The following is a 24,210-nucleotide window of genomic DNA, read 5'->3' as shown; positions in this document are numbered from 1 at the left end:
GCGATTATAGTTGAAAACAGAACAACAATATTTTGAAGATGCTATTTTAATCGAGCAGTATATGGATGATATGACGCAGCTGAAGGAAGAAAGCTTTGCAATTTATCATGCTTTTGAAGTACCGAATGATGAATTTATATCTAAATTAAGAGAAAGCGGACTTCATATTCTTGTGATTACGGAAGATTGGTGCGGAGATGCAATGCTTAATAACCCAATTATCCGTAAAACAGCAGAAGCTGCTGGACTGGACATGCGTGCTGTCTTACGTGATGCGGATACAGATTTAATTGACCGCCATTTAACGAATGGAGGCCGTGGTATTCCGATTTACTTGTTATTGAATGAGTCGGGGGACCTTATAGCGAAATGGGGACCGCGTGCACCTGAGCTGCAGGAGTTCGTGATGAATAGCCGTGCACAGCTGCCAGACAAGGAATCTGCTGATTTTGAACAAGCGCAGCGAGACATGTATACAAACATGCGCAAGCAATATGTGGAGGATCCAACATTCTGGACATATGTGTATAATAGCTTCAAACAAACAGTAGAAAAGGCAATCTAACAAAAACACATACGCACAGTGTAAATACCTGGATACTTCGACAACTCTCAAAGCGATAGTTATTTACATTAAAAAAGAGGGCGAGCTCATCATTCGATGAGCCCGTCCTCTTTCAATTTATGAAGACATCCAGCGTTTTACTTGGTCGTCTGATCCGTATACAAAGTGACCAGGCTTTGCTTCAATTACTTTTGCATCTTCCTTATTCTCTTCATGCTTATAAGGAATACGCACACGTTTGCGTTCATACGCCGGGTTTGGCTGTGGAACAGCTGAAAGAAGTGATTTTGTGTATGGGTGGATTGGATTATTATAAATTTCATCCGCTTCACCAAGCTCTACAATCTTCCCACGGTACATAACAGCGATGCGATCACTGATATATTTAACCATTGATAAGTCATGGGCGATAAATAGATATGTCAGTCCACGTTCTTTTTGTAGTTCCTTCAATAGGTTAACTACCTGTGCCTGAATCGATACGTCAAGTGCTGAAATCGGTTCATCAGCAATAATGAAGCTCGGATCAAGACTAAGTGCACGGGCAATACCGATCCGCTGACGCTGACCACCTGAGAACTCATGGGCATAACGGTTTGCGTGCTCACGATTTAAACCAACGGATTCCAATAAGGAACCGATCTTTTCCTGGCGTTCTTTTTTGTTTTTATAAAGGCCATGAATATCGAAGGCTTCTGCAATGACTTCACCAGCTGTCATACGAGGATTCAACGAAGCGTATGGATCCTGGAAAATCATTTGCATCTCCCGGTTAAATTGAAGAAGGTCTTTACGTGATTTATATTCCGTAATATTTTTCCCATTGAAGAAAATTTGGCCTTCCGTAATATCGTAGAGACGGATGATGGAACGTCCAGTTGTGGATTTACCACAGCCCGATTCTCCTACAAGTCCTAGTGTTTCGCCCTCGTATACATCAAAGCTGATACCGTCGATCGCTTTAATCGGTGCTTTTTTTGTACCGAAATATTGTTTAAGTCCTTTTACTTCTAAAATTTTATTCGCCACTGTCATTCGCCTCCTTGTTGATAGCCTTCGATGCGACGGGCAACCGCTTCAGGGAGCGGAATCTTTGGCGCATCCGGATGCAGTAGCCATGTTTTTGCGTAATGCGTATCAGAAATCTGGAACATTGGCGGCTCTTTTTCATAGTCAATTGCCAGTGCATATTCATTACGAGGTGCAAATGCATCTCCGATAGGAGGGTCAATTAAGTTTGGCGGTGACCCTGGGATAGCACGTAACAGCTCATTGGAGTTATTATCCAAGTCAGGCATAGAACCGAGCAGACCCCATGTATACGGATGCTTTGGATTATAGAAGATATCATTCACTGTACCATACTCGACAATTTGTCCAGCATACATAACGGCTACTCGATCTGCTATATTCGCTACAACACCCAGATCGTGGGTAATGAAAATAATCGATGTATTTGATTTCTTTTGAATCTCTTTCATTAGCTCCAAAATTTGCGCTTGGATTGTTACGTCAAGCGCCGTTGTTGGCTCATCGGCAATTAATAGTTTTGGATTAGCTGCCAGAGCAATGGCAATCACGACACGTTGACGCATACCGCCTGATAATTCATGCGGATAAGCACGGAAACGCTTTTCCGGGAATGGAATCCCTACTTGATCTAATAGCTGGATGGCACGTTCTTTTGCCTCAGAACGTGAGCCAGTCTTTTTATGTTTCAGCAATACCTCTGTAATTTGGTAGCCAATTCGCATTGTCGGGTTAAGCGCTGTCATTGGATCTTGGAAAATCATCGCGATATCGTTACCACGAACAGACATCATTTCCTTTTCAGTCAATTGCACAAGATCACGACCGCCAAATAGAATTTCTCCACCAGCATAAATGCCCGGCGGCTGTGGAATTAACTTCATCAGCGCATTACTTGTGACAGACTTACCTGAACCAGATTCACCTACGATGGCTAATGTTTCGCCTTCATAAAGCTCAAAGTTTACACCGCGAACGGCTTTTACTTCCCCGGCGTACGTTTTGAAATTGATACGCAGGTCTTTTACTTCTAAAACTTTCTTTTTCATATCGTACACCCTCTTTTATTTACGTAGTTTCGGATCCAGTGCATCACGAAGGCCATCCCCAACTGCATTGAACGCGAAAATCGTTAATGAGATAAACAGGGCAGGGAAGAATAGACGCCAAGGAGCGGAAAGCATAGCTTTAAATCCTTCAGAAGCCATCGTTCCCCAACTTGCCATTGGGGCTTGTACGCCAAGACCTAAATAACTTAAAAATGATTCTGTAAAGATAGCACTTGGAATTGTCAATGTCATTGTTACTAAAATAGCACCTAGTGCATTTGGGATTAAGTGGCGTTTAATTAAGTGCCATTTGTTTGCCCCTAATGTACGAGCAGCTAGTACGTACTCTTGGTTTTTAATAGATAATACTTCTCCTCGAACAATACGAGCCATATTGACCCAGCCTGTAATGGACAAGGCAATGATCATAGGGAATAAACCAGGCTCCATAACAACTAGAAGAATGATTACTACCAATAAATACGGAATGGCAGTAAGAACGTCTGCGATACGCATCATAATATTGTCGACACGTCCGCCTGCAAGGCCAGCAATAGAACCCCAAAGTACACCGATGATTAAATCGATGACAGCAGCAGTCAAACCGATAAATAGGGAGATGCGGGCACCTTCCCAAACACGGACGAAGACATCACGGGCAAGGTCATCGGTACCAAACCAATGGGTAGCAGATGGAGCCGAATTATATAATCCTACGTTTTGTTCATAGCTATATTGCGAAACCATTGGTGCGAAAATCGCCATTCCACCAATCAGAATAAGCAAAACCATACCGACTAACGCCAATTTATTGTGAGAGAAGCGATAAAATACTTCTTTCCAGAAGGACACTTGCTTTTTAGCAAGCTTGTCTGATTCATCAAAACGGCCACCGACAACGTTGAACATGTCTGGTGATAAATTCTCTGTCTTCTGTTCTGTTTGCATCATTATTTTTTCGCTCCTTTCAATTTAATACGTGGATCAATAACACCATATAAAATATCAACGATCAACACCGCAAATAATAGAATGATAGAATAGAACACAGTTGTTCCCATGATGACTGTATAATCACGGTTTGTGATGGACGTAACGAAATGGCGTCCCAGTCCTGGGATAGCAAAGATTTGTTCAATGATAAAGCTACCAGTGATAACCCCGGCAGATAAAGGTCCTAAATATGTGATAACCGGCAAGAGCGCATTACGCAGACTGTGTTTCACTACAACCGTCCATTTGCCGATTCCTTTCGCACGGGCAAGCTTAACGTAATCGCTATTTGTTTGTTCCAGCATGCTCGAACGAGTAAGCTTTGCGATAAAGCCGGCATGTGTAAGGGCTATTGCAACTGAAGGCAAGAGTGTATAGGAGAACCCTTTCCATCCACTTACAGGGAACCATCCAGCCTTAAAGGATAAATAGTACTGGAACAGTCCGGCAAGAATGAACGATGGTACAGAAATCCCTAATATTGCAACTACAGTCGACACATAGTCAGGAAATTTATTATGGTAAAGCGCTGAAATAACTCCCAAGAAAATACCTATTCCAATTGCTAGGATCATGGCTTGAACACCGAGTGCCACGGAAACTGGGAAGCTTTCTGCAATAATGTCGTTTGTAGAACGACCTTTATATTTCATAGATTCACCAAAATCAAAGCTCAACGTTGAGACTAAATAATCTTTATACTGTATATACCATGGATTATCCAATCCATATTTAGCATTTAATTGTTCCTCGATTGCCGGTGGAAAGTTTTTTTCACTTGCAAAAGGGCTACCAGGGGCTAATTGCATTAAGAAGAATGTAGCAGTGATAATTAAGTACATTGCAATGACGATGTAAACAAGACGTTTAAAAATATAACCAAGCAATGGACCGGCCTCCTTTTCTAACTATTTTGAATATTTCTTTATACTATGAAAGGCTGCTTGAAACCGAGAACCGATTTAAGCAGCCTTTTCATTAAATTACAAGGTATTATTTTTCAACTTTAACGTATTTCAATTGAATATTACCTAGTGAATCTGATTCCATACCTGATACGTAGTCTTTCTTCACGAATTGGTCAGTATAGAAGTAAATTGGTGCGATTGGCATTTCATCCATTAAGATTGCCTCTGCTTGTAATAATAAATCTAGACGAGCTGCAGAATCTGTTTCAGCATTTGATTGTGTTAACAGCTCCGCATATTTAGGATTTTCCCATCCAGTATCATTGTTACCATTTGATGCAGTATCGTATTGCTCTAAGAATGTATATGCATCGTTGTAGTCAGCGATCCAACCCATACGAGCTGCTTGGAAATCAAGGCTTGTTAATTTGTCTAAATAAACTTGCCATTCTGAGTTATCAAGCTTTACATTGATACCTAATTCTTTTGTCCAGCCTTGTTGAACGAATTGAGCAACCGCTGCATGGGCTTCACTTGTATTATAAGAAAGAGATACAGTCAGTTCAGATGGATCTGACATACCAAGCTCTTTTAAGCCTGCTGCTAATAGTTCTTTTGCTGTTTCATAATCAGCATCTTTATAGTAGCCTTCATCATCACCGAAACCTTCTACAGTGTTAGGAACAAGGCCTAATGCAGGCTTTTGCTCACCTTTTGTAATGTTTTCTACTAAAGCATTACGATCGATTGCATAAGTAAGCGCTTTACGAATATTAGCGTTTGACATTACTTCATCTGTTGTATTGAATTTGTAAACGTAAACACCAGTTTTATCAACGATGTTTAGTGAACCGTCTGCTTTCAGGCGGTCGATTGCATCAAGTGAGATACTTCCGTATGGAGGTCCCAAGTAGTCAACTTCGTCATTATCAAACATTGTAATTTGTGTTGCTTCAGATTCAACCATTGCGATGTTTACTGTATCAACAGATACGTTATCAGCATCCCAATAGTTTTCAGATTTCTCAAGAACCATGTTGCCGCTGTGTACCCACTCAGTCAATTTGTAAGGACCGTTAGATACGATAGTGTCAGCTTCGCTGTACCATGTTGGGTTAGCTTCTTGAGTAGCTTTGTGAATAGGAGACATTGTTTTGAAAGCCGTTAGCTCTAAGAAGTATTCTGTCGGCATTTCTAATGTAACCTCGATTGTTTTTTCGTCAGGTGTGCTGATGCCCACCTCTTCAGCAGAACCTTCTCCTGAATTGTAAGCCTTTGCACCTTTAATTGGGTAAAGGATTGAAGCATACTCAGAAGCGTTTTCTGGGTTTAATGTCCATAACCATGAGTATTTGAAATCTTCAGATGTTACTGGATCACCATTTGACCATTTTGCATCACGTAGTGTAAACGTATAAGTCAAGAAGTCATCACTTATTTTGTATTCTTGAGCAGCACCTTCGATTAGCTCTCCGTCTTTACGGCTCATTAATCCTTCGAAAATATTTTGAAGGATCGCACTTGATGTTGTATCAGTAGCAAGTCCTGGGTGTAAAGATGGTGGCTCAGAAGTAACCAATAGGTTTAATTCGCCGCCTCCTGCTGATTCTCCAGAATCATTTGATGAATCAGAATCTTTGTCTGTTGAGTCGTCGCTATTACATGCTGCAAGTACAGCGGCTAACGCCAGCACCATGAATAACATAAGAAATTTATTCAATTTCATTCTAAAAACCCCCTTTTTTTGTCTTTAATCAATTTTCTGATAAATGTGATGCATTACAAATATATCAGAAAATTTATAATTAATAAATACGAAATTTTGAATTCGAGTATAATAATTTACATAGATGTTTTGGTTTTATGCAGAAAAAAACCCTTTTATGTAAAAACCTGTGATATTGATCGGGTGATAATCGGTATAATGTATTTAGTAAATAAGTGAAATTTTATAAGGCTTTAGGTTATAATGAATGGATGTAAGAGGAAAGAAACCTTAAGAAGAATTAAAGCGTTTACTTTATAACAAAAAAATTCATGTGGGATGAGTAAAAAATGAAAAGAGCTAGAATTATATATAACCCAACATCGGGTCGAGAACTATTTAAAAAACATTTGCCGGAAGTATTGGAGAAGCTTGAAATTGCGGGATATGAAGCTTCTTGCCATGCGACTACCGGAGCAGGAGACGCCACGCAGGCAGCAATCACAGCAGTAGAGCGCGGCTATGATATCGTCATTGCGGTTGGCGGGGACGGTACTTTGAATGAAGTAGTGGCTGGTATCAGCCAGTGCGACAATCGTCCGAAACTTGGGTTAATACCAATGGGAACAACGAACGACTTTGCGCGGGCTGTACACATTCCCCGAAAAATTGATGAAGCAATTGATATCATCATCAAGGGCGATACAATACCAGTGGACGTTGGATTAATGAATAATGAAAAGTATTTCATTAATATTGCTGCTGGCGGCCGTTTAACGGAACTGACATATGAAGTTACAAGTAAGATGAAAACGATTCTTGGACCGGTTGCCTATTATATTAAAGGAATTGAAATGATTCCTTCGATCAAGGCGACACATATGCGTCTGGAAGTGGATGATGAGGTATTTGACGGTAATAAAATGATGTTCCTGTGCGCGCTGACAAATTCAGTCGGCGGTTTTGAGCGGATTGCACCGGATGCATCGATTAATGATGGTTATTTTACTGTGATGGCTTTAGAGGAATGCTCCTTACCGGAATTTGCTAGAGTGATTTCACTTGCAGCACGTGGTGAGCATTTAAAGGATCCGCGAATCATCTACCGCAAGGCGAAACGTGTAAAGGTGATGACGAGTGGAGAGGTTCATTTAAATCTGGACGGGGAATATGGCGGAGATGCGCCTGCTGAATTTATTAACTTAATGCGTCATATTGAAGTATTTGTACCGATTGATGAAATACGGGATATTGACCGGGTTTAATTAAGCGGCTTGGGGGGCATAAATGCTCCTCAAGCTTTTTGTGTGCCTAAAAGTTGTTTTAGAATGCAATTTGTTATGTGCATGCTACAATAGAAGAATTGAAATAAGGGGGCGAATGTTTATGAGCGCACCGGTGAAGAAGAATGACCGTGTAACAGTAATAGTAGAGGATCTGACACATGACGGAAATGGCGTCGCAAAGGTAGACGGCTATCCATTGTTCATTCAGGGAGCCCTTCCTGAGGAAACGGTGGAAATCCATGTGTTAAAGACATTAAAGAATTACGGCTTTGCAAAAGTCGTTGATATTATACAGCCTTCCCCTGATCGAGTGAAGGCACCATGCATCTATTTTGACCAGTGCGGCGGATGCCAGCTTCAGCATCTATCTTACGAGGGCCAGCTAAAATGGAAGCGCAAGATGGTTGAGAATGTAATGAAGCGTCTTGGTAAAATTGATGCGCCTGTCCACCCTGTAAAAGGAATGGAGAATCCTTGGACATACCGAAACAAGGCCCAAATTCCATTTGCGCAAGGAGAGGAAGCGGCAATCGCCGGCTTCTATAAAACAAAATCCCACACAATTGTGGATATGGAGCGTTGTCTTATTCAGACAGGTGAAGCGGATGCCATTTTAGGCGGATTGAAGCGAGAACTTACTAAGCTCGGCATTGAACCTTACCACGAGACGACACATAACGGACAATTACGCCATGTTGTTGTGCGTAAAGGACGTGCGACGAATGAAGTGATGGTTGTGCTTGTGACAAAATCACGTAAGCTTCCTCAAAAGGAGGCAGCCATCGATGTGATTAAACGACTTGTACCAAATGTGACGTCCATCGTTCAAAATGTCAACGGGGAGAAGACGAATGTCATCTTCGGTGAAACGACACTGACACTATGGGGTAAGGATAATATAGAAGACAGAATTGGAAATGTCCGATTTGAAATTTCTGCACGCTCCTTTTATCAGGTAAACCCGGAGCAGACAGAAATACTGTACAAGCAGGCACTCGATTACGCACAGTTAGAAGGAAATGAACGTGTTATTGACGCATACTGCGGTATTGGCTCTATTTCATTGTTTCTGGCCCAAAAGGCAGGCTTTGTGATGGGAGTGGAAATCGTTCCGCAGGCGATCGAGGATGCGAAACGAAACGCCGAGCTGAACGGCTTTACAAATACGTATTTCGAAGCAGGAGCAGCCGAGGATGTCATCCCGCGCTGGTATAAGGAAGGCAAGGAAGCAGACGTTCTTGTTGTCGACCCGCCGCGAAAAGGCTGTGACGAGGCGCTGCTAAACACAATCATCGAGCAAAAGCCGAAGCGTGTTGTCTACGTTTCATGTAACCCGGCAACACTTGCTCGTGACCTCCGTATCTTGGAGGACGGCGGCTACAAGACGAAGGAAATCCAGCCAGTCGATATGTTCCCACATACGACGCATTGTGAAGCGGTGGCGTGGCTTGAACTAACTGACTAATCCTAAGGCAAACGTGTTTTTCACGTATGCTTTATTAGAGGATGTCTTTGCTATATCTAATTTAATATTTGTTGAAACATAAAAAGCAGACGGTTTAGAAGTGCGTTAATGCACCTCTAATTGGCCGTCTGCTTTTACAATGATTTTAAAAATGAACTGTGCTAAGAATGCTGGCGTTAATTTTGTTATTGGTTCATTTAAGTTTAAATGATTTAGTACATACTTTTTTAAGTCCTCGATATTACCGTTTGTTGCCTTTGATTCCTTTTGTACTTCATCGAGGTCTTTTCTTAATTGTTCAATTTTCGGATTTAAATTGGCAATTAAATCGTCGTAAGCATCTTGATCGATTTTATCATCCAAAAGTTTCTCAACCGCTTTTTGTTTACGCTTCTTTAATTCTTCTATTCCTTTAATGATAGTTTCTTCTTTTGATAATTTTTTATTTTTAGTGGAATTCAATTTCGAATCAAGTAATTTCTCTACATAATTCTTTTGAACGTTAGAAAAATATAATGAATTAATATCCTTTAACAGGCATTTAATTAGTTCCTTTTCGATAGGACGATAATTGTCCGAACAAGCGATTTTACCATGTTTATTTTGATGTCCACATACATAACGGTCGCGTTTGAATTGCATTCCTGCCCCGCATGTGCCGCAAATTAAAAAGCCGGTAAATACATGCTTACCTTGTTGAGAGCGAATACGTTTTCGTGAAGCGATAAGCTGCTGAACTAATTCAAATTCATCTCTTGAAATGATTGGATCATGTGTATTTTCAACGATAATCCATTCATCTTCCGCGTTAATTCGACGCTTATTGTTACGAGGGGAGAGTGTAGTGGTTTTACCAGCAACTAGTCTTCCCATATAATTGTGCCGTTCTAAGATTTGCCGTACAGTAGAGCCGTGCCAATATCGTCCTGCATTTTTATGGTCTTTTCGTGCGGCAGGTGTTGGCACTTTTTCACTTGATAAAGATCGGGCTATACCATCAAAGCTTCGTCCTTCAATGTACTCTTGGAAAATACGTTGAACAATTTCAGCACTTCCATCAGTAGCCACATATAATTTCCCGTCTTTTAAATCATATCCGTAAGGTGCTTCGTCAAACTTTCCTGCTTTTGCACGTACTTGAGCGGATGTTTTAACTCGTTTACTTGTTCGGTAAGCTTCATTTTCAGATAACCATGCGAATAAACCAAAATTAGTTAGACTATCGTCCAAAGTATTAATTGCCCCATCTAATGTAATTAAATGAATTTGATTAGAAATTAGCACGTCTTTAAATTCGTATGAAAATCCTCCATTTCGAGAAATACGTGATAACTCTTTAGCAAGGACAATATCAAATTTATTAGCCTTTGCATCTTTAATAAGACGTTGAATACCAGCCCGGTTGGATTTTGAACCTGATTGCTCGTCCGTATAAATATCGTATAGTTCCCAGCCTTTTTCCTTAATGAAATTTTCAAAGAGCTGAATTTGTGCGGGGATAGATGTCTTTTGACTATCAAATCCCGTTGAAACACGGGCATATACTGCACATCGCATTTTATACATCCTCCTCAGAAGATGTAGTAGAATTCACCTTGTTTTCAGAATAATACTGAGAGATTAGCTCGTCAAATAAGAGTTCGTAAGTTAATCGTAAAATTGGAGTAGGTTCTGTTGTTTCAAAAACATGAATAATTTTCATAAAATGTTTTTCTCCTGTAAAAGTTAATAAATAAGGCTTTTAGCTAAAAGTGAAAACATTATACTATCCAATTTTCGATATTTTAATAGAGGGTTTGGAATTTCTAAAAAAATATTTAATAATATTTTTAACGGAGATTTTGTTATGATAACGAATTGTATATTACCGAATCCTCTAGTCGTTTTCCAGAATGAAAATATCATTCACTTAATGGTGAAAAGCGGTTGTCATAAAGCATTAGGAGATATTGGGTAAAAGAATAGTCTGATTCCCAATAACTAATTTAGGCATTTAAGGGAAAACAGCCTACTTAAAATAAAAAACGTATATGTGTTTAATGACAAAATTCACTTATTCTCATAGTATTTCCGTAAAAATTCTTTCTCTAATTGGATATTGTATTGTAAATTAAATTCGACTTCAAAAATCCAGATTTTTCTCTTTGGTACATAGTCTATTTTACGGAAAGTATAAGGGTATAATTTCGGAAGCTCATTTTCCTTAAGATAATCTAGTACTTTTTCAATTGGTAAGTCCCCAGGTAACTCAATTTCAAATATCTTATAATGCATTCCTGTATTGGCATTATAACCTTCACGCAAAGAATCACGTCTTACTCCTCTCCCCTCAGCTTTTCTTTTCCAAGAGGCAATTAATTCAATTAGCCGATTCTTTTCCTGTTTAAAACTAAACGTTACTTTTTCTAATTCATTTTCGAGCTCTTCTATGCGTTTTTGAGTTTGTTTACTATTATTCAATGTACCTCCTCGCTTTCTGTAGTACATTTTAGCAGCGAACTTTAATATTCCTAGATGTATTAAAATTTAATCTGCTAAATAAATATCTGTCACGTCAGCGCGGTTATGGCCGATTAGCTTTGATACGGCTTTCTTAGCACTAATAGAATCGATCCCCTGTAAAATTAAACGGTTATATTGTTCTTTTGCATAAGCGTGTCTGAAACTATGCATCGTGATTTCAATGCCTTCTGGACGACCATGAAGCGGGTCTATTACTTGATCACGATTATTTCGAACAAAGTCTTGGACTTGTTGTATTACTTGATGTGCTTTTAAATGCTGCGGGACAAAAAGTTTCTCACCACGGCTTACATGTTCCATTGTTGTTTTTACTATCGACGTACTGATAGGAGAAAGAGGTACATCGCGTCTCAAGCCTCCTTTACCCTTTACCGATAGATAACTATTTCTAATGGCTTTCTCGGCGTCAGCGCGATCCATTCTCACAGCTTCGTGTACACGTAAGCCCAGCTCGCGAGCTAACTGTATAATGCTTGCTAAGGCAGGGTAGTTGGAGTTGGCCGCAAGCATAACTAAGGCTTGATATTCACGATCAGTCGCACGCCGATTAATCCCGCCAAACTTTCTTTTTTCAAGAATAAACTCGGGGTATTTTTGAGCTAACTTTTGATTGGGACTTAATCGATAGCGTGCCTTTGGAATTTGGTCGTGAAAATATCGAATGGCGGCTAAATCATTTTTAATCGTAGAAGCAGATTTTCCTTCATCTTGTCTTTCGATCACATATTGAACTAAATGTTTATCTCGTATATTTGCTAACGTTTTTAAATTAAAGTTGTCAGCGAGAAACAAACAAAATAAATGCATGTGATGATAGTATTGCGGTAAAGATTTATGCACACTAACCCCTTTGGCATGACGTGCAAGTTTATTTAATTGCGTCATCAAATTAATGTACGCGCCTGTATTACTTAGTTCGGTATCATTAGAAGCGTATTCTCGTATTGCGTCATCTGATTTAATCCAACCTCGTTTGTTTTTCATATACTAAATTCCTTTCAAAAATAAAAAAAGTCAGACTTCACCTAGTTAAAAAAGTCTGATCTTTATCAGTTTTATAGCTAGCACTTCCTGAAAAAGTTTTAAGAAAGGCTTTGCCTTTATTTACTTTAGACTGTCTATATGGTGCAGAAGAAAAAGATAGACTTGTAACTAATCTGTTAAGTTCTTGGTTGCACACTACAAGCTCATTACTTGTCACCATGTGGTGGGTGCTTCTCACTTAAGCCTGCATTCCGCAAGTTTCATCATTTCTTTAGATGAAAAGTGAGGTCATTGTCTGTCGACAAAATTTCCGTGGCAAAAATATAATAAACCTGTAATTGTACAGTCGCATAGGCACTTGACGAGTTGCTTCTATCGCCCAAAGAATTGGCTTCTTGCATTTTTAGATGTGTTAGCATCATTAGGGTATCTCCAAGCCAAAATTGAGATAAAGGTGTTCTATAAAGTTGCTAGCAACGGCTATATGCAACTTACCAATGTGAAGTTTGGCAACGGCACGATTCACATCTGGATTTCCAATCTATATAAACCGCTAATTATTGGGCAGAACGAATAGAGTAGCGGACTATTCTGTTCTGTAAAACGCTATTAATATATAAACCAGATACATGGGATTGTTTTCATTTGTTTCGTAGATTTTTAAAAGGAGTATCTTGCAAAGTGGATTGATAGGTTGACGAAATCTTGCATCAAAATGCTTTGATTCCTCATACCAGATGGATTGATAAAGTTAAATAACGGTGATTTTTAATGAAATTAATTTGTTCAGAAAGAACAGACAAAATTATTAAATGGAAATACAAAAGTAAATAAAATAGTTGTTCTATTAATAGACTAACATCTACTCTGATTAATTCGAACAGGGAGCGCCAATATTTTTTTATGGTAATTCAAAACCGATGCTAACCTTCAAATAATGAAAGTTGGCTTTAATTTATTTTTTTTGGAGTTGCATTAAGACATGCAGGATTTTTCCTATTCCACAAACGGGCCAGATTGTTGAATAACTTATATAAGAGAACTGGATATTTATGCTAAAATGTAAAAAGTAATATAAATACTATTTACTTAAATTAAGTGGCAGCATTAGACAAATAATCAGGAGGTGTAAATTTGTTATATTTAACTTTATTAATAGGTTTGACTTTAATTGTAATTACAACTAGGCTTACTCAAAATCTTAAATTATCAAGTATTTGGTTGTTAGTTGGTCAAATTAGTGCATCATTTATCATTATAATGTTTGGAAACCTTAAGGTTAGTCATATTAGTCAAATTGAATTAGGATATTTATCGATTCCATTTTCTTTATTGTTCCTTGTAGGTTTTACAAATGTAATGAATGTAGAGAAAGAGCAAAAACCTTTAATCTTGCTGTTACCATGTATTTCTTTAGTTTGCCTTTCTATATTGGGTCTTGTTACAGGTCATTCATTTGTTTCAATGATAGGAATATTTGCTGTTTTAACAATTACATTGGTGCTACTATATGGTTGTATTTCAGGTAAAGGAAATATAGGAAGAACATTTACTACATCCATAGGTTTTATAATAGCGGTACTATCACTATCTTTGCTTGAACTTTCTTTTGTCATGATTTATATTCCGATATTTACTTTAATTTTACCATTGGTTTTGTATCTTTTATTACAAAATAAAATAACAAGTGTACAATCAATTATAATCAGCTCTTTAATAGCTCTTTTATTTAGCTTAATAATATTTGTGATTCCTTTTAATATAGTATGGTATTTGGTTATTGGATTCACAGTTATTTTGGCACTCTCTCAATTATCCAATAAACACCGCTTTATCTAGTAATATCCTATTGTCTTTTAAATTTTCTTGTAATCGAGTCTACTGTTAAATGGCGCTTTCCTTGAAAAAGGAGAGGGTCTTTCTTCATGAATAGGGCCAGATTGTTGAATAACACTCAATAAGAAAATTGAATATTTATGTTAGTATTTAATTGAGATTGTGAGGAAATATACTTAAAATATCGGGACAGTTTAGTTATATGGAAGGAGTTGAAAATTAGAGTGAACAAAGAAGAAAGACAGAAGAGATTAAATGAAATTGTAGAGGAACGGAAACAAAAAGAAATAATTCAACAAGCGATTCAAAAAGAGAATGAAGTAAAGATTCTGCTTCAAGAAGTGTTCGGCGAAACGGAATTATTTGAAATTCTAGATTCTAATAACAGTAATTCAATTGTAGAAGATTTCTCTGAAAATTTCCCGATTGCTTTTTGGAACAGAATTGACTGGGAAAATGCTATTGTTAACCGAGTTGAATTAAATGACCAAGGAATTAAAAGCATTCCTTCCCTTCTAATTTCTAAAGGATTTGATACTTCATTTCCTATATATATCTTTTGGGGACACGATAATTATCCATGTGTAAAAACTAAATTGACTGAAGAATTATTAAGTAATATTGAAGATATTGTCTGGTTAGGAAATGATTTATATCTTTATTGTCTTACCCAGAAATATGTTATAGAATTCTTTCATGATGATACTGTTAATATTGGGTGGATTTAGGTCAACAAAGACTTTGTTTTATTCAACTAACGGGGGTTTTAGTTAAATAACGATCTTCCACAATCGGGCGCGATTCTTCAATAAGAAGATCGCTTTTTTCCGTTATAGGGCCATATTGTTGAATAAATAAAATCGCTTATTTCCGTTATAAGGTCAAATAAGATCGGTTTAGTGGAAGAACGATACAGTAATGGGACAACGATTTCCTATGACTACGCCCCGGCTGGGAACCGCACGAACAAAACGGTGACAAAATACGGCCTCACAACAACGACAGCCTATGAGTACGACGCTGCCAATCGAATGAAGAAGGCTGGTTCCCAAGTGTACGAGGTAGACGACAACGGCAATCTTAAAAACGACGGACGCTATCAATATGTATGGAATGCATTCGATCAGCTGACGGAAGTCAAGACTATATCTGGTGCAGCAGTTGCATCATACCGCTATGACGACCAGGGCCGCCGTGTATACAGTAAAAACCAAAACGGGGAAACCTACTACCGCTACAATGGGACGTCAAATCAAGTATTATTTGAAGAAAATGCGAACGGGACCATTACGAAAGCCTATACGTACGATGACAACGGCCATCCGCTCACTATGACATACGAGGGGAAAACGTACTACTACCTGACGAACTACCGCGGCGATATACTCACAATGACAGATATATACGGAGCAGTAGTAGCGGAATACGCTTATGATGCATGGGGAAATATCTTAACACAAAGCGGAATAATGGCAGCAACGAACCCATACCGTTACGCAGGCTACCGTTATGATGAACAGACAAAGCTGTATTACCTGATGGCGCGCTACTACAACCCGGATACAGGTGTGTTCCTATCCCTTGATCCAGTGCGTGGCGATATGAAAAATCCCCTTACGATGAACGGGTACAATTATGCGAACAACAATCCCGTGATGAATGTGGATCCGGATGGAGAAGCGGCAATATCTACAGCGGTAAAAAGAGTGAAAAATGCAGTATTATATGCACTTGGAATATGGTTGGGAATGTATATAAATCCCTCCTCTCTCGCGTTATTACTAACATCCGCTAGTTTATTTGGTGAAAAAATAGTAAATGGTGTTTGGGGGAGTATAAAGAAGTACGTGAATAATAAAATTAGTACTACTTCACTTATTAATCAAACAAAACAAGTTATAAAAGACTCCCGAAAAGAACAACAACAGCTAATAAAAAATATAAAAAATACAGTTAGAAAGCATAATGCAAAATTGGCAGCAAAGATTTTTATAAAAGGTTTCTTTACTCCTGTAGATCGTACGATTGTCTTAGGTGCTTTTGGATGGGGATTATATAAAAATTATGGATGGAAAAATGCATTTTAATAATGGGGGGACATAATGGACAATAGGTCAAAAAAAGAAATAAGAAATAAATTTCTTAACATATATAGCATTTCATTATTAATAGCATTGGTTTTAATGCCAAATATAAACAATACTGGAGCCAATCCGCTTGAAGGGGTTTCTATGGCTCAAATTTTAATTGCCTTAATACTAGTTTCGCCTTGTATTGCTGCATTTAGTATTAATCTGGGCAAAATTCAAGAAGAGTTGCCGTTTATAGTGTTCTTTTTGGCTGGAATATCAGGGTTTGCATCTGGTGCATATATAGGAAGTCTTATATAAATTGCTGTTAAAGGTTCTCTCGATTTTAGGGAGTTAAAATTGTAGATAGTAAAGCAGGGCAAAGTATGAAAAAGACTCTTTTATTTTTTCTCTATCTTCTTTTTATTATCAATTTAACCAAATTTGATCCCAGTTTATCTTTTACTAGAACAGGAGGAAAAGATTTTGACAGTATGACCCCTCCGGTCAGCTGTCCAATGGAGAAAGAGTAATGAGAATAAACACGCTTCTTTTGCAGCGTGTTTATTTTATTTGAATCATATATTGTCTCGCGTATGTCTGAGGAATGCAGGAGGATACAGTAAAATTACGAAAGCCTATACGTATGATGACAATGACCACCCGCTAACCATGATATACGAGGGGAAAATATACTTAAATTACCGAGGATTTAGATGAAGCGATCTTCAACAATCGGTCGCGATTCTTCAATAAAATGAAGATCACTTTTTCAGTTATAGGGCCATATTGTTGAATAAGAAAAGGTGCTGATTATTAATGATAAGAAATTTGCTATACAAGTTTTTATACAAATTAAAGAACAAGCACAGCAAGTATAAACACCGTTCCATCAACGGTTTGCATCATCTGTATAAAATGCTGCATAACCCAATGTTCATACAAAAGGCACGAAACGTTGATTTAACATCGTTCCTGCCTTTTTGTTGTATTCCCAAACTTTTTTGGGGAACGTTTTTTGTATAGAGATGAATAGAGGATATATTAACAATTAAGACAATAAACTTTTCTTAACTGCTGAATTGAACATTCCCTAAGTGTCGTTTGAGGATGTTTTGAAACGCTTATTGCACTAAGAAATCCGTTAGTTGAAGATACTTAAAATAAGACCTAAGAATAACGTTATGATAATTCCACCGAACATAAAATAGCCTATTATCTTAATTGGTAAAGGAAGTTTTCCACCTTTCCTAATAGGATAGCCCTCTATTTTGTTTAAATGGTCCATTGCATCATTAAATGGTTTATCCTTTTCATCATTAAGTTTAGACATTTTCAGGAACTCTCCCTTCTTTAAGTAAACTTCTATGTTATTTAAAGTATAACCTTCCCCAAAGCGTCGTTTGGTAACATTTCATAATACACCTGTCCCAAAATCGTATTTGGGAACGGCCCTTTGCTTAACATTTTAAAATATAGAACTGATGTAACCCTTATTCCACAATCGGGCGCGATTGTTGAGTAAACCAGGAAGATAATGAACAAACTTTTTTATAAAAATTGCGCAGTGTTTCACAAAGAATTAACCCGTTTTGAACAAACTTTATTCTAAAGCTACACAAAAGTCTCTCGTAATACTATTTATAAGATTAAAGCCAATTTAGAAGAAAGAGCGTTAAATAAGTAATAATTGAGGAAGAATATGAAACATATATTTGATTAGAAACAATCTATTTATCAATTAATTATTTATAGGGAAAGATATATGTAAATATTTAGTAGTATAAATGTTCTAATTTACAGAATATTCTTGAAAAGATTGAATGGTTTGTTACAATGAAGAGGCATTAAAAATATTACTATAAAGGAGTGTTTCAAAATGCATAAGAAAAATTTCTTCATCATGTCTCTCTTGTCAGTATTTTTAATATCTTCATTTATGTACCTTGCCCCAACAGCCCATGCAGCATCCGGAGTAATAGTTTCGACAACTGCTGAAGCTGCAAAAATAGGAAGTAGTTTTGAAACAACCTCAACACTTTCTAGAAGCGAAGTAAATCAACTTTTAAAAGAAGTGAAAAGATTAGAAGAGGATGCTAATCTTATGAATTCGATTCGTTTTGGGGCAATTGGCTCACTAGTCACTGCACCATTAAAACGAATCGGTCTAAATGTAGGTGCAGGAGCAGCTTCTGGTGTAATAAGCTACTTTGTAATTAACAAAGATTTCGGTTCTACATCTATCCAAAATGTCCTAAACAAAAGCACAGCTTCTAATTTTAAAGTTAAAATTAAATATGTTAAAAAAACACGTGGACGAGATGTATGGTATCAAGCCAGCACTATAAGTATAACTGCTGCTTAACAAGTTTAATAAATTAATTTAATTATTGAAGTAACTTAATAATGTAAACTAGTTATAGTGCCTGTCTATAAAGCTATTAATCAGCTTTTTAAGACAGGCTTTTTATGTTTAATTGTGACTCTAAAATAAAGTTCGATAATTTATAATAAAGTCTGATCGTCTATAAAAAAGTTTGATCAAATTTCTGTGTAGATAGACAAGATATTTTCTTGTTCCACAAATAGGCCATATTATTGAATAACATTTTTTATGAAAGATTATCAAAGGACGCGTTATGAAGGTTTTAAAAAGGTATTTAGAATTAAATAACAAATACCATAAACAGAAATATTTAAAAGAATGCATAGAGATAAAATGATGGAGAAAGTTCTAGCAGTTTTATTAATTCTAATAGCAGTTGGTCTTTGGGTCGTTTCAAATAATGATTTTAAGGAGACACTTTTAAACGATGTTTTAGTTTTTTGGCTTCTTATTCTCATGTTTATAGTGTTACTCTTAAACAAGAAAAAATGATTTGTATATAATACATATTGAACTAAATAACGTTCTAAAATGAAAAAAAATATAAAAAACCTCTATTATTAGAAAATAACTCTAATAATAGAGGTGTCTTAAAAAATAAATGGGTATTTGAGTCATCCTTCATTATTTGACTTCTTATTATAAAAATAAGAAGCTAAACTACTTTTTATTAAATATAAATAATTCAAAAACTAATATATTTAAAAAAACAATCACTCCTAATATTATAAAAACGTTTAATGTAGCAATATCTAGAATAAAGAACAATGCTATTAGAAGAATTACAACAATTAATAATTCTAAATACCCTTTTTTTCTTTTACTCATAATTCAGCTCCTAAACTAATTATAGTTATATAAATTGCGACATCGCATTCCTACGAATCTTAACATATTTAAAGTTATCTAAATAAAATATATTAATCTTAAATTATTATTTTCCTATTGGAAGTAAGATAAAAAAGTTATTGGTATAAACAGTTATCTATATATTTTAAATTATAACATAAGTTAGTTTTATGCTCACTTATTATCCAATAACTCTCTATTTTTTTAACAAACTCGGATAGCTGGGACTTCAGATTTTAACTCATTAGCAGTAAATGACTGCATCACTATATAGTATTTGAACATGATCCTTCTCCCCTCTTTTTAGAATAGCTTCCACTCAATTATAAAAACATACTTAATTAATAACCCTTATACTATGTAGGTTATCAGGCCCCAATAAAATACTACAGGAATAGCCTGAATAGTGATTAAACCATTGAAAACATTCAACTATAGATACTATTACACCGTTTCTATAATGCTGGTGTAACCGATTATATTCACCTGGCAAAATGTAGCTTTGAAATAAAGTTCGATCATTTATAAAAAAGATGAATCAAATTCCTGTGTAGATAGGCAAGATAGTTTCTTATTCCAAAAATGGGCCAGATTGTTGAACAACCTTACAGAGAATTGGATATTTATGCTAGAGTATCAATAAGATGCTAAAAGAATACAGTGGAACTAAGCAGGAAGATGAAAATATGCTTGGGGTGATTTAGATGAAATATACTTGTCCTTGTTGTGGCTATAAAACACTAGATGAAGAACCTCCAGGAACATATGAAATATGCAGTATTTGTTATTGGGAAGACGATGGAGTTCAATTTGATGACCCAGATTATGAGGGTGGCGCAAATCTACCATCTTTAAGAAAAGCACGGAAAAATTATGTCTTATTTGGGGCTTGTGAAGAAAGTTGTATTGAGTCTGTTCGAGATCCAAATGAAAAAGATGTAAAAGATACTAATTGGAAAACATTATAGGTACAACCAAAAAACTAATAATTGGATGATTGTTATTCAATTAAAGGGCGCGTTTGTTTAACAACATGGGTAGAAAATAACCTGAGTATTTATAAAAAATCAAACATAGATTTCTCGAAGAATCCATTCTAATTAGTCCTTTTTAAAATGGCTACTTTTTATTCAATTAAATAAGAGTTAGCCAAGTATTTTTAATTAAGCTTTATTTCAAATTAATAAAAGACGTTTGTTCAGATATATGCTTATGATGTTTAGGCATCTGTTTTAGAAAGCAACATATAGAGCAATAAGAACGGTGGATTTTCACCGTTCTTATTTTTTTATATAGGGCATTAATAAGACATATAAACCCTTCTGTTGTTCAGGTGACAGGGTTTTAACCATGTTGACTAACTCAGTTTCAAGATCTTTCATATCATTAAAATTTGGGTCGTCAATTGGACCTAAATCAAGGTTAACATCATCATGAAGCATTTTAAAAAAATCAACCATCGTTAGTTTGCATGTTAGACAAATATTCTCGAGTATTGTAAGTGATACTTCACGAGAACCATTTTCGATTTTAGAGAGGGATGGTTGAGAGATATTAATTTTTGTTGCAAACTCAGTCATACTCAAATTCCGCTCTTTTCTAAGCCGTCGAATTAGCCTGCCTATTTGTATGTGTTTCATGTAATACCGACCATCCTTTAAACGCTATTTATCTTTATAAGTATCGTACAATTTATCAATTTTACAAGCAATAAGTAATATGTTAATATCTAAAAAGAATATATACTAAATAGGAATAGTTGGCGGTGAGAATATGACTGATGATTTTAAACTTGCGTATGAAGAGTTAATTGAGCGTAGGATTGAGACAGTGTATAAAAGTCAAAAAAATATCGAAGCTGCTAGGGATTTGGAAAATGAATTGTTGGTGATTTTGAAAAAGGCAGAAAACAATATAAAACAAAACGATGTTGAACATATTTTGGAACAGGTAGTAACCATTGTAGGACAACATATATATGAACTTAATAAAGCAACATATCGATTGGCGTTAAGTGATGGTTTTACATTGTGTAATGATTTGTCCAAAAAAGAACAGGGGAGATTCTAATGGAATTATTTCGAGGCCATGTAAAATTTACACTAAGAACCGTAGTAGAAACACAAAATGATTTAAAAGAGATGGAGCGTGCCGCTCATGAAGGGCTATCAACAGAACTATTTGATGAATTAACTGGCTTCATTGAATCAAAAGGATACTATGTGACAGAAATTGCTGCAGATCTGAAACATGTTGAGGAAGCAAAGCCATATCACATCGATTGGGTGGAAGAGAGCAAAGAAACAGGAATACGAAAAGTAAAGGAAATTAAAGGGGAAATTATAACTACAAGAATTGAATTTTAAAAAGGTGATTAATTATGAGTAAGGAAAAGCATTATTTCATGCTTTATAATGAACAAAGTATCTTTTCAGGTTTGATTTATCAGACAAGACAGCTTGCAAAATACATCGATAATGAAAAATCTGTAAAAGAGGTAATCTCACATGATTATACGCGGTACACTCCAGAGGAGCTTGACTTTGAGGTTGATTTATTAACATTAGAATATCCTGGGGGATGGGTCGTTATAGAATTAACTGATCAGGAATTAAATCCCCTCTTAAACAGACAAGTAGGGCTTATTGATATTAATCCATTTCTATTAGAAAATAATCCGTTCAAAGAGTTATGAGGATAAATTATAAAATAAAATGCTGTAGTAAAATAAACAGGTAAATCTTTCACATTAAAAATAGAGTACAGGATTCCAGAAAAATTAAATTATTGAGGACTATGAGGCTGGTTTTGACGTTCTTATTCGATTTAGTATGTAAGTTTTGTATTCATACCATAAATAATAATATTCAAACGTGTACAGAATTACTTTACACGTTTTTTTGTGCGCCTGATATGTGCTGGTACTATCAGGTTGATGGGTTAGAACTTGAAGGAGGAAAGTAGAAGTGAATCAAGAGATGTTGAATTAACCACCATCAAAGTGACCGCCATTACTTAGAAGTGAGTTAAAAATTAAAAGAAAAATACTTACATCTAAACGATAGCAAGTATAATGCTAAATTTTAAGAACAAATACTATTTAATTAGATCTCTTCAATGATTATAAACTGTAGTAATACTAAAATACCTAGAAAGCATTTAAAGTATTTATCTTTTGAAACGATAAATAGGGTAATGGATTATTTATATCATTATGTTAATTTATTGAAAAAATATATGGTGAATTAGTGCATATTCATATAAATTAATTTTAATTTATGTACTTATTGGGCATAATAATGCTGGGAAATCCAATTTATTAAGGGCAATATCTTTAATTTTTAGTCCATCTGCAAAAAAAAATTTATCAATCGATGATTTTAACAAAACACTTTTGCTAGAAGAACTACAGTTACAGCCTCCTAGCGTTAATATTTCAATAACCCTTAGTCAAGAGGACAAAAAAATCTTATGGGTGACGACTTAGTTGTTGTTAATCAGTGTATTCGAAAAATAGATATCAATTTAAGCCAGTGATTAATTTAAATTATGAATAATAACCTGTTCAACTATAGATATATTTGAACAAAATATTAGAAGGGAGCATTATGTGTGAATATTGAAGTTAAATTTAACAATAATGATTTTAAATTCTTCATTAATGAAAAAGCGCTAACAAATAATGTTAAAGTAGTGATTCAAAATACACCCTTATTTGAGGTGAAAAAAATAACTATAACTTTTACTACTCAAATGTTAGAAGATATTGAAAACTTTCAACGCTTAAATGGATGGAGGAGAATTGGTATGAGTAAAGGTGCAATAGGAAAAGCATTTACTATTGCAGATGGAGAACATCATGTTTTTTTAAAATTTGATAATTTTAGAAGGTTAGCAGAGTATGATTACATCGAAGATGAAAGAGTATTAACTGAATTACATTATTTACATCATGAAATAGCGCATCTATATGATGGTTCTGTTACGATAGAAATTTTACCCGAAACATTTTACGGAATGGAAAATCTTACGTATAAAGAAAGGTTTCTTTATGAGATTGCAATGATTACATGGTGTGAATATAAGGCGAATTTTATTTCTGTTACCACATTAAACACTGTTAATTTCGAAAATTATTGTACCGGACTAATAAATTGTTTTGGGAATATGGAAGAAAGAGTGAAAATGGCTAAAGTAGAAATTGAAGTAGATAGCTCTAATTGTTTAGAAATTCAATATTTAATAAAAGATTTATTTTACTCCTTAGGGCAGATTATAGGTTTGATGCAGGGATCTGAGAGTGATAAATTTCGAGAAGAATTGAAGTTGTTATTATTAAAAACAGAAGAAGAATACGGTAATTTAGATATTGTTCAAGCATTAATTAATAGTATTAAAATAATAGACTCGAATTACCGTAGCTGGGAAAACTACGAAGTATTAAAACCTATTAATAAAGTAATAGAAAAATTTTTAAAAAGTAAAAATATCGAAGTTACCAATGATTTATTGTTTAATTCGATAAATTAGTATTTTATGATACTTAACATTATTCATTATCAT

25 protein-coding genes are annotated in these 24,210 nt (G+C 35.7%); 14 read left to right on the top strand and 11 right to left on the bottom strand.

From position 1 onward, the window contains the following. Positions 1 to 10: 10 nt before the first annotated feature. Positions 11 to 565 (top strand): thioredoxin family protein, encoded by a 555-nt coding sequence (locus AA0Y26_RS19990; RefSeq protein WP_413363771.1) that lies wholly within the window; start codon positions 11 to 13, stop codon positions 563 to 565. A gap of 117 nt (positions 566 to 682) precedes the next feature. Here the strand turns inward: AA0Y26_RS19990 and AA0Y26_RS19985 are convergent, their stop codons facing one another. From AA0Y26_RS19985 to AA0Y26_RS19965, 5 genes are all read right to left on the bottom strand, one after another. Continuing rightward, positions 683 to 1,594 carry an ABC transporter ATP-binding protein gene (locus AA0Y26_RS19985; protein ID WP_413363770.1) on the bottom strand — a complete coding sequence of 304 codons (912 nt, stop codon included), beginning with the start codon at positions 1,592 to 1,594 and terminating at the stop codon, positions 683 to 685. A 2-nt stretch (positions 1,595 to 1,596) separates the two neighbouring features. Then, positions 1,597 to 2,643: an ABC transporter ATP-binding protein gene (locus tag AA0Y26_RS19980; protein ID WP_413363769.1), complete on the bottom strand. Its 1,047-nt coding sequence runs from the start codon at positions 2,641 to 2,643 to the stop codon at positions 1,597 to 1,599. A gap of 15 nt (positions 2,644 to 2,658) precedes the next feature. Then, entirely contained in the window at positions 2,659 to 3,594 is a 936-nt protein-coding gene (locus tag AA0Y26_RS19975) for an ABC transporter permease (RefSeq protein ID WP_413363768.1), read from the bottom strand. Continuing rightward, complete coding sequence (locus tag AA0Y26_RS19970; protein ID WP_413363766.1) at positions 3,594 to 4,523, bottom strand: ABC transporter permease; 930 nt, start codon at positions 4,521 to 4,523, stop codon at positions 3,594 to 3,596. The genes AA0Y26_RS19975 and AA0Y26_RS19970 overlap by 1 nt, the downstream gene beginning before the upstream one ends. A gap of 106 nt (positions 4,524 to 4,629) precedes the next feature. Further along, on the bottom strand, positions 4,630 to 6,270 hold the full coding sequence (locus AA0Y26_RS19965; protein ID WP_413363764.1) for a peptide ABC transporter substrate-binding protein: 1,641 nt from the start codon (positions 6,268 to 6,270) through the stop codon (positions 4,630 to 4,632). Between the two features lie 329 nt (positions 6,271 to 6,599). Between AA0Y26_RS19965 and AA0Y26_RS19960 the strand changes: the two genes are divergently transcribed. Together AA0Y26_RS19960 and rlmD are read left to right on the top strand one after the other, a co-directional pair. Then, complete coding sequence (locus AA0Y26_RS19960) at positions 6,600 to 7,514, top strand: diacylglycerol kinase (RefSeq protein WP_413363763.1); 915 nt, start codon at positions 6,600 to 6,602, stop codon at positions 7,512 to 7,514. Between the two features lie 121 nt (positions 7,515 to 7,635). After that, positions 7,636 to 9,000: a 23S rRNA (uracil(1939)-C(5))-methyltransferase RlmD gene (gene rlmD, locus AA0Y26_RS19955; RefSeq protein ID WP_413363762.1), complete on the top strand. Its 1,365-nt coding sequence runs from the start codon at positions 7,636 to 7,638 to the stop codon at positions 8,998 to 9,000. Between the two features lie 105 nt (positions 9,001 to 9,105). Here rlmD and AA0Y26_RS19950 read toward each other — a convergent pair whose 3' ends face one another. From AA0Y26_RS19950 to AA0Y26_RS19940, 3 genes are all read right to left on the bottom strand, one after another. Further along, positions 9,106 to 10,557: a recombinase family protein gene (locus AA0Y26_RS19950; RefSeq protein WP_413363761.1), complete on the bottom strand. Its 1,452-nt coding sequence runs from the start codon at positions 10,555 to 10,557 to the stop codon at positions 9,106 to 9,108. 492 nt (positions 10,558 to 11,049) lie between these two features. Next, positions 11,050 to 11,460 (bottom strand): hypothetical protein, encoded by a 411-nt coding sequence (locus AA0Y26_RS19945; protein WP_413363760.1) that lies wholly within the window; start codon positions 11,458 to 11,460, stop codon positions 11,050 to 11,052. Positions 11,461 to 11,526: 66 nt separating this feature from the next. Continuing rightward, positions 11,527 to 12,507, bottom strand: coding sequence for a tyrosine-type recombinase/integrase (locus AA0Y26_RS19940; RefSeq protein WP_413363759.1), 981 nt, complete (start codon positions 12,505 to 12,507; stop codon positions 11,527 to 11,529). A 1,134-nt stretch (positions 12,508 to 13,641) separates the two neighbouring features. Between AA0Y26_RS19940 and AA0Y26_RS19935 the strand changes: the two genes are divergently transcribed. The 4 genes from AA0Y26_RS19935 (at position 13,642) to AA0Y26_RS19920 (ending at position 16,733) form a co-directional block, all read left to right on the top strand. Then, a complete protein-coding gene (locus AA0Y26_RS19935) occupies positions 13,642 to 14,346 on the top strand; it encodes a UDP-N-acetylmuramyl pentapeptide phosphotransferase (protein WP_413363758.1) in 705 nt (234 codons plus the stop codon). 221 nt (positions 14,347 to 14,567) lie between these two features. Beyond that, complete coding sequence (locus AA0Y26_RS19930; protein WP_413363757.1) at positions 14,568 to 15,071, top strand: hypothetical protein; 504 nt, start codon at positions 14,568 to 14,570, stop codon at positions 15,069 to 15,071. Between the two features lie 171 nt (positions 15,072 to 15,242). After that, positions 15,243 to 16,430: an RHS repeat domain-containing protein gene (locus AA0Y26_RS19925; RefSeq protein WP_413363756.1), complete on the top strand. Its 1,188-nt coding sequence runs from the start codon at positions 15,243 to 15,245 to the stop codon at positions 16,428 to 16,430. A 15-nt stretch (positions 16,431 to 16,445) separates the two neighbouring features. After that, the gene (locus AA0Y26_RS19920; RefSeq protein ID WP_413363755.1) at positions 16,446 to 16,733 is read left to right on the top strand and encodes a hypothetical protein; all 288 of its coding nucleotides are present in this window, start codon (positions 16,446 to 16,448) and stop codon (positions 16,731 to 16,733) included. 823 nt (positions 16,734 to 17,556) lie between these two features. Here AA0Y26_RS19920 and AA0Y26_RS19915 read toward each other — a convergent pair. Then, complete coding sequence (locus tag AA0Y26_RS19915; RefSeq protein ID WP_413363754.1) at positions 17,557 to 17,745, bottom strand: hypothetical protein; 189 nt, start codon at positions 17,743 to 17,745, stop codon at positions 17,557 to 17,559. Positions 17,746 to 18,291: 546 nt separating this feature from the next. Between AA0Y26_RS19915 and AA0Y26_RS19910 the strand changes: the two genes are divergently transcribed. Then, positions 18,292 to 18,777 (top strand): hypothetical protein, encoded by a 486-nt coding sequence (locus tag AA0Y26_RS19910; protein WP_413363753.1) that lies wholly within the window; start codon positions 18,292 to 18,294, stop codon positions 18,775 to 18,777. 681 nt (positions 18,778 to 19,458) lie between these two features. Here AA0Y26_RS19910 and AA0Y26_RS19905 read toward each other — a convergent pair. After that, positions 19,459 to 19,626: a hypothetical protein gene (locus tag AA0Y26_RS19905; protein ID WP_413363752.1), complete on the bottom strand. Its 168-nt coding sequence runs from the start codon at positions 19,624 to 19,626 to the stop codon at positions 19,459 to 19,461. Positions 19,627 to 20,351: 725 nt separating this feature from the next. On the opposite strand from AA0Y26_RS19905, the gene AA0Y26_RS19900 reads away from it, so the two are divergent. Continuing rightward, complete coding sequence (locus AA0Y26_RS19900; protein ID WP_413363751.1) at positions 20,352 to 20,615, top strand: CPCC family cysteine-rich protein; 264 nt, start codon at positions 20,352 to 20,354, stop codon at positions 20,613 to 20,615. 312 nt (positions 20,616 to 20,927) lie between these two features. Here AA0Y26_RS19900 and AA0Y26_RS19895 read toward each other — a convergent pair whose 3' ends face one another. Then, positions 20,928 to 21,287 (bottom strand): helix-turn-helix domain-containing protein, encoded by a 360-nt coding sequence (locus tag AA0Y26_RS19895; protein ID WP_413363750.1) that lies wholly within the window; start codon positions 21,285 to 21,287, stop codon positions 20,928 to 20,930. 133 nt (positions 21,288 to 21,420) lie between these two features. On the opposite strand from AA0Y26_RS19895, the gene AA0Y26_RS19890 reads away from it, so the two are divergent. From AA0Y26_RS19890 to AA0Y26_RS19870, 5 genes are all read left to right on the top strand, one after another. Next, the gene (locus AA0Y26_RS19890) at positions 21,421 to 21,717 is read left to right on the top strand and encodes a hypothetical protein (protein ID WP_413363749.1); all 297 of its coding nucleotides are present in this window, start codon (positions 21,421 to 21,423) and stop codon (positions 21,715 to 21,717) included. Further along, positions 21,717 to 22,013, top strand: coding sequence for a hypothetical protein (locus tag AA0Y26_RS19885; protein ID WP_413363748.1), 297 nt, complete (start codon positions 21,717 to 21,719; stop codon positions 22,011 to 22,013). Before AA0Y26_RS19890 ends, AA0Y26_RS19885 begins: the two co-directional genes overlap by 1 nt. 14 nt (positions 22,014 to 22,027) lie before the next feature. Then, a complete protein-coding gene (locus AA0Y26_RS19880; RefSeq protein ID WP_413363747.1) occupies positions 22,028 to 22,342 on the top strand; it encodes a hypothetical protein in 315 nt (104 codons plus the stop codon). A 549-nt stretch (positions 22,343 to 22,891) separates the two neighbouring features. Further along, on the top strand, positions 22,892 to 23,134 hold the full coding sequence (locus tag AA0Y26_RS19875; protein WP_413368324.1) for an AAA family ATPase: 243 nt from the start codon (positions 22,892 to 22,894) through the stop codon (positions 23,132 to 23,134). A 125-nt stretch (positions 23,135 to 23,259) separates the two neighbouring features. Continuing rightward, positions 23,260 to 24,177, top strand: a complete 918-nt coding sequence (locus AA0Y26_RS19870; RefSeq protein ID WP_413363746.1) for a hypothetical protein — start codon at positions 23,260 to 23,262, stop codon at positions 24,175 to 24,177. Positions 24,178 to 24,210 lie beyond the last annotated feature (33 nt).

This window comes from Lysinibacillus canaveralius, from assembly GCF_047301505.1.
Taxonomy (GTDB): Bacteria; Bacillota; Bacilli; order Bacillales_A; family Planococcaceae; genus Lysinibacillus_B.
Note: the sequence above shows the minus strand (reverse complement) of the source record. Positions and strands in the feature narration are given on the sequence as shown.

Bases quoted from the DNA above. Each gene is read 5' to 3' on its own strand.
- AA0Y26_RS19980 (WP_413363769.1), bottom strand. From the start codon at position 2,643: ATGAAAAAGAAAGTTTTAGAAGTAAAAGACCTGCGTATCAATTTCAAA.
- AA0Y26_RS19975 (WP_413363768.1), bottom strand. From the start codon at position 3,594: ATGATGCAAACAGAACAGAAGACAGAGAATTTATCACCAGACATGTTC.
- AA0Y26_RS19965 (WP_413363764.1), bottom strand. From the start codon at position 6,270: ATGAAATTGAATAAATTTCTTATGTTATTCATGGTGCTGGCGTTAGCC.
- AA0Y26_RS19960 (WP_413363763.1), top strand. From the start codon at position 6,600: ATGAAAAGAGCTAGAATTATATATAACCCAACATCGGGTCGAGAACTA.
- rlmD (WP_413363762.1), top strand. From the start codon at position 7,636: ATGAGCGCACCGGTGAAGAAGAATGACCGTGTAACAGTAATAGTAGAG.
- AA0Y26_RS19950 (WP_413363761.1), bottom strand. From the start codon at position 10,557: ATGCGATGTGCAGTATATGCCCGTGTTTCAACGGGATTTGATAGTCAA.
- AA0Y26_RS19940 (WP_413363759.1), bottom strand. From the start codon at position 12,507: ATGAAAAACAAACGAGGTTGGATTAAATCAGATGACGCAATACGAGAA.
- AA0Y26_RS19920 (WP_413363755.1), top strand. From the start codon at position 16,446: ATGGACAATAGGTCAAAAAAAGAAATAAGAAATAAATTTCTTAACATA.
- AA0Y26_RS19915 (WP_413363754.1), bottom strand. From the start codon at position 17,745: ATGTCTAAACTTAATGATGAAAAGGATAAACCATTTAATGATGCAATG.
- AA0Y26_RS19910 (WP_413363753.1), top strand. From the start codon at position 18,292: ATGCATAAGAAAAATTTCTTCATCATGTCTCTCTTGTCAGTATTTTTA.
- AA0Y26_RS19905 (WP_413363752.1), bottom strand. From the start codon at position 19,626: ATGAGTAAAAGAAAAAAAGGGTATTTAGAATTATTAATTGTTGTAATT.
- AA0Y26_RS19900 (WP_413363751.1), top strand. From the start codon at position 20,352: ATGAAATATACTTGTCCTTGTTGTGGCTATAAAACACTAGATGAAGAA.
- AA0Y26_RS19895 (WP_413363750.1), bottom strand. From the start codon at position 21,287: ATGAAACACATACAAATAGGCAGGCTAATTCGACGGCTTAGAAAAGAG.
- AA0Y26_RS19890 (WP_413363749.1), top strand. From the start codon at position 21,421: ATGACTGATGATTTTAAACTTGCGTATGAAGAGTTAATTGAGCGTAGG.
- AA0Y26_RS19885 (WP_413363748.1), top strand. From the start codon at position 21,717: ATGGAATTATTTCGAGGCCATGTAAAATTTACACTAAGAACCGTAGTA.
- AA0Y26_RS19880 (WP_413363747.1), top strand. From the start codon at position 22,028: ATGAGTAAGGAAAAGCATTATTTCATGCTTTATAATGAACAAAGTATC.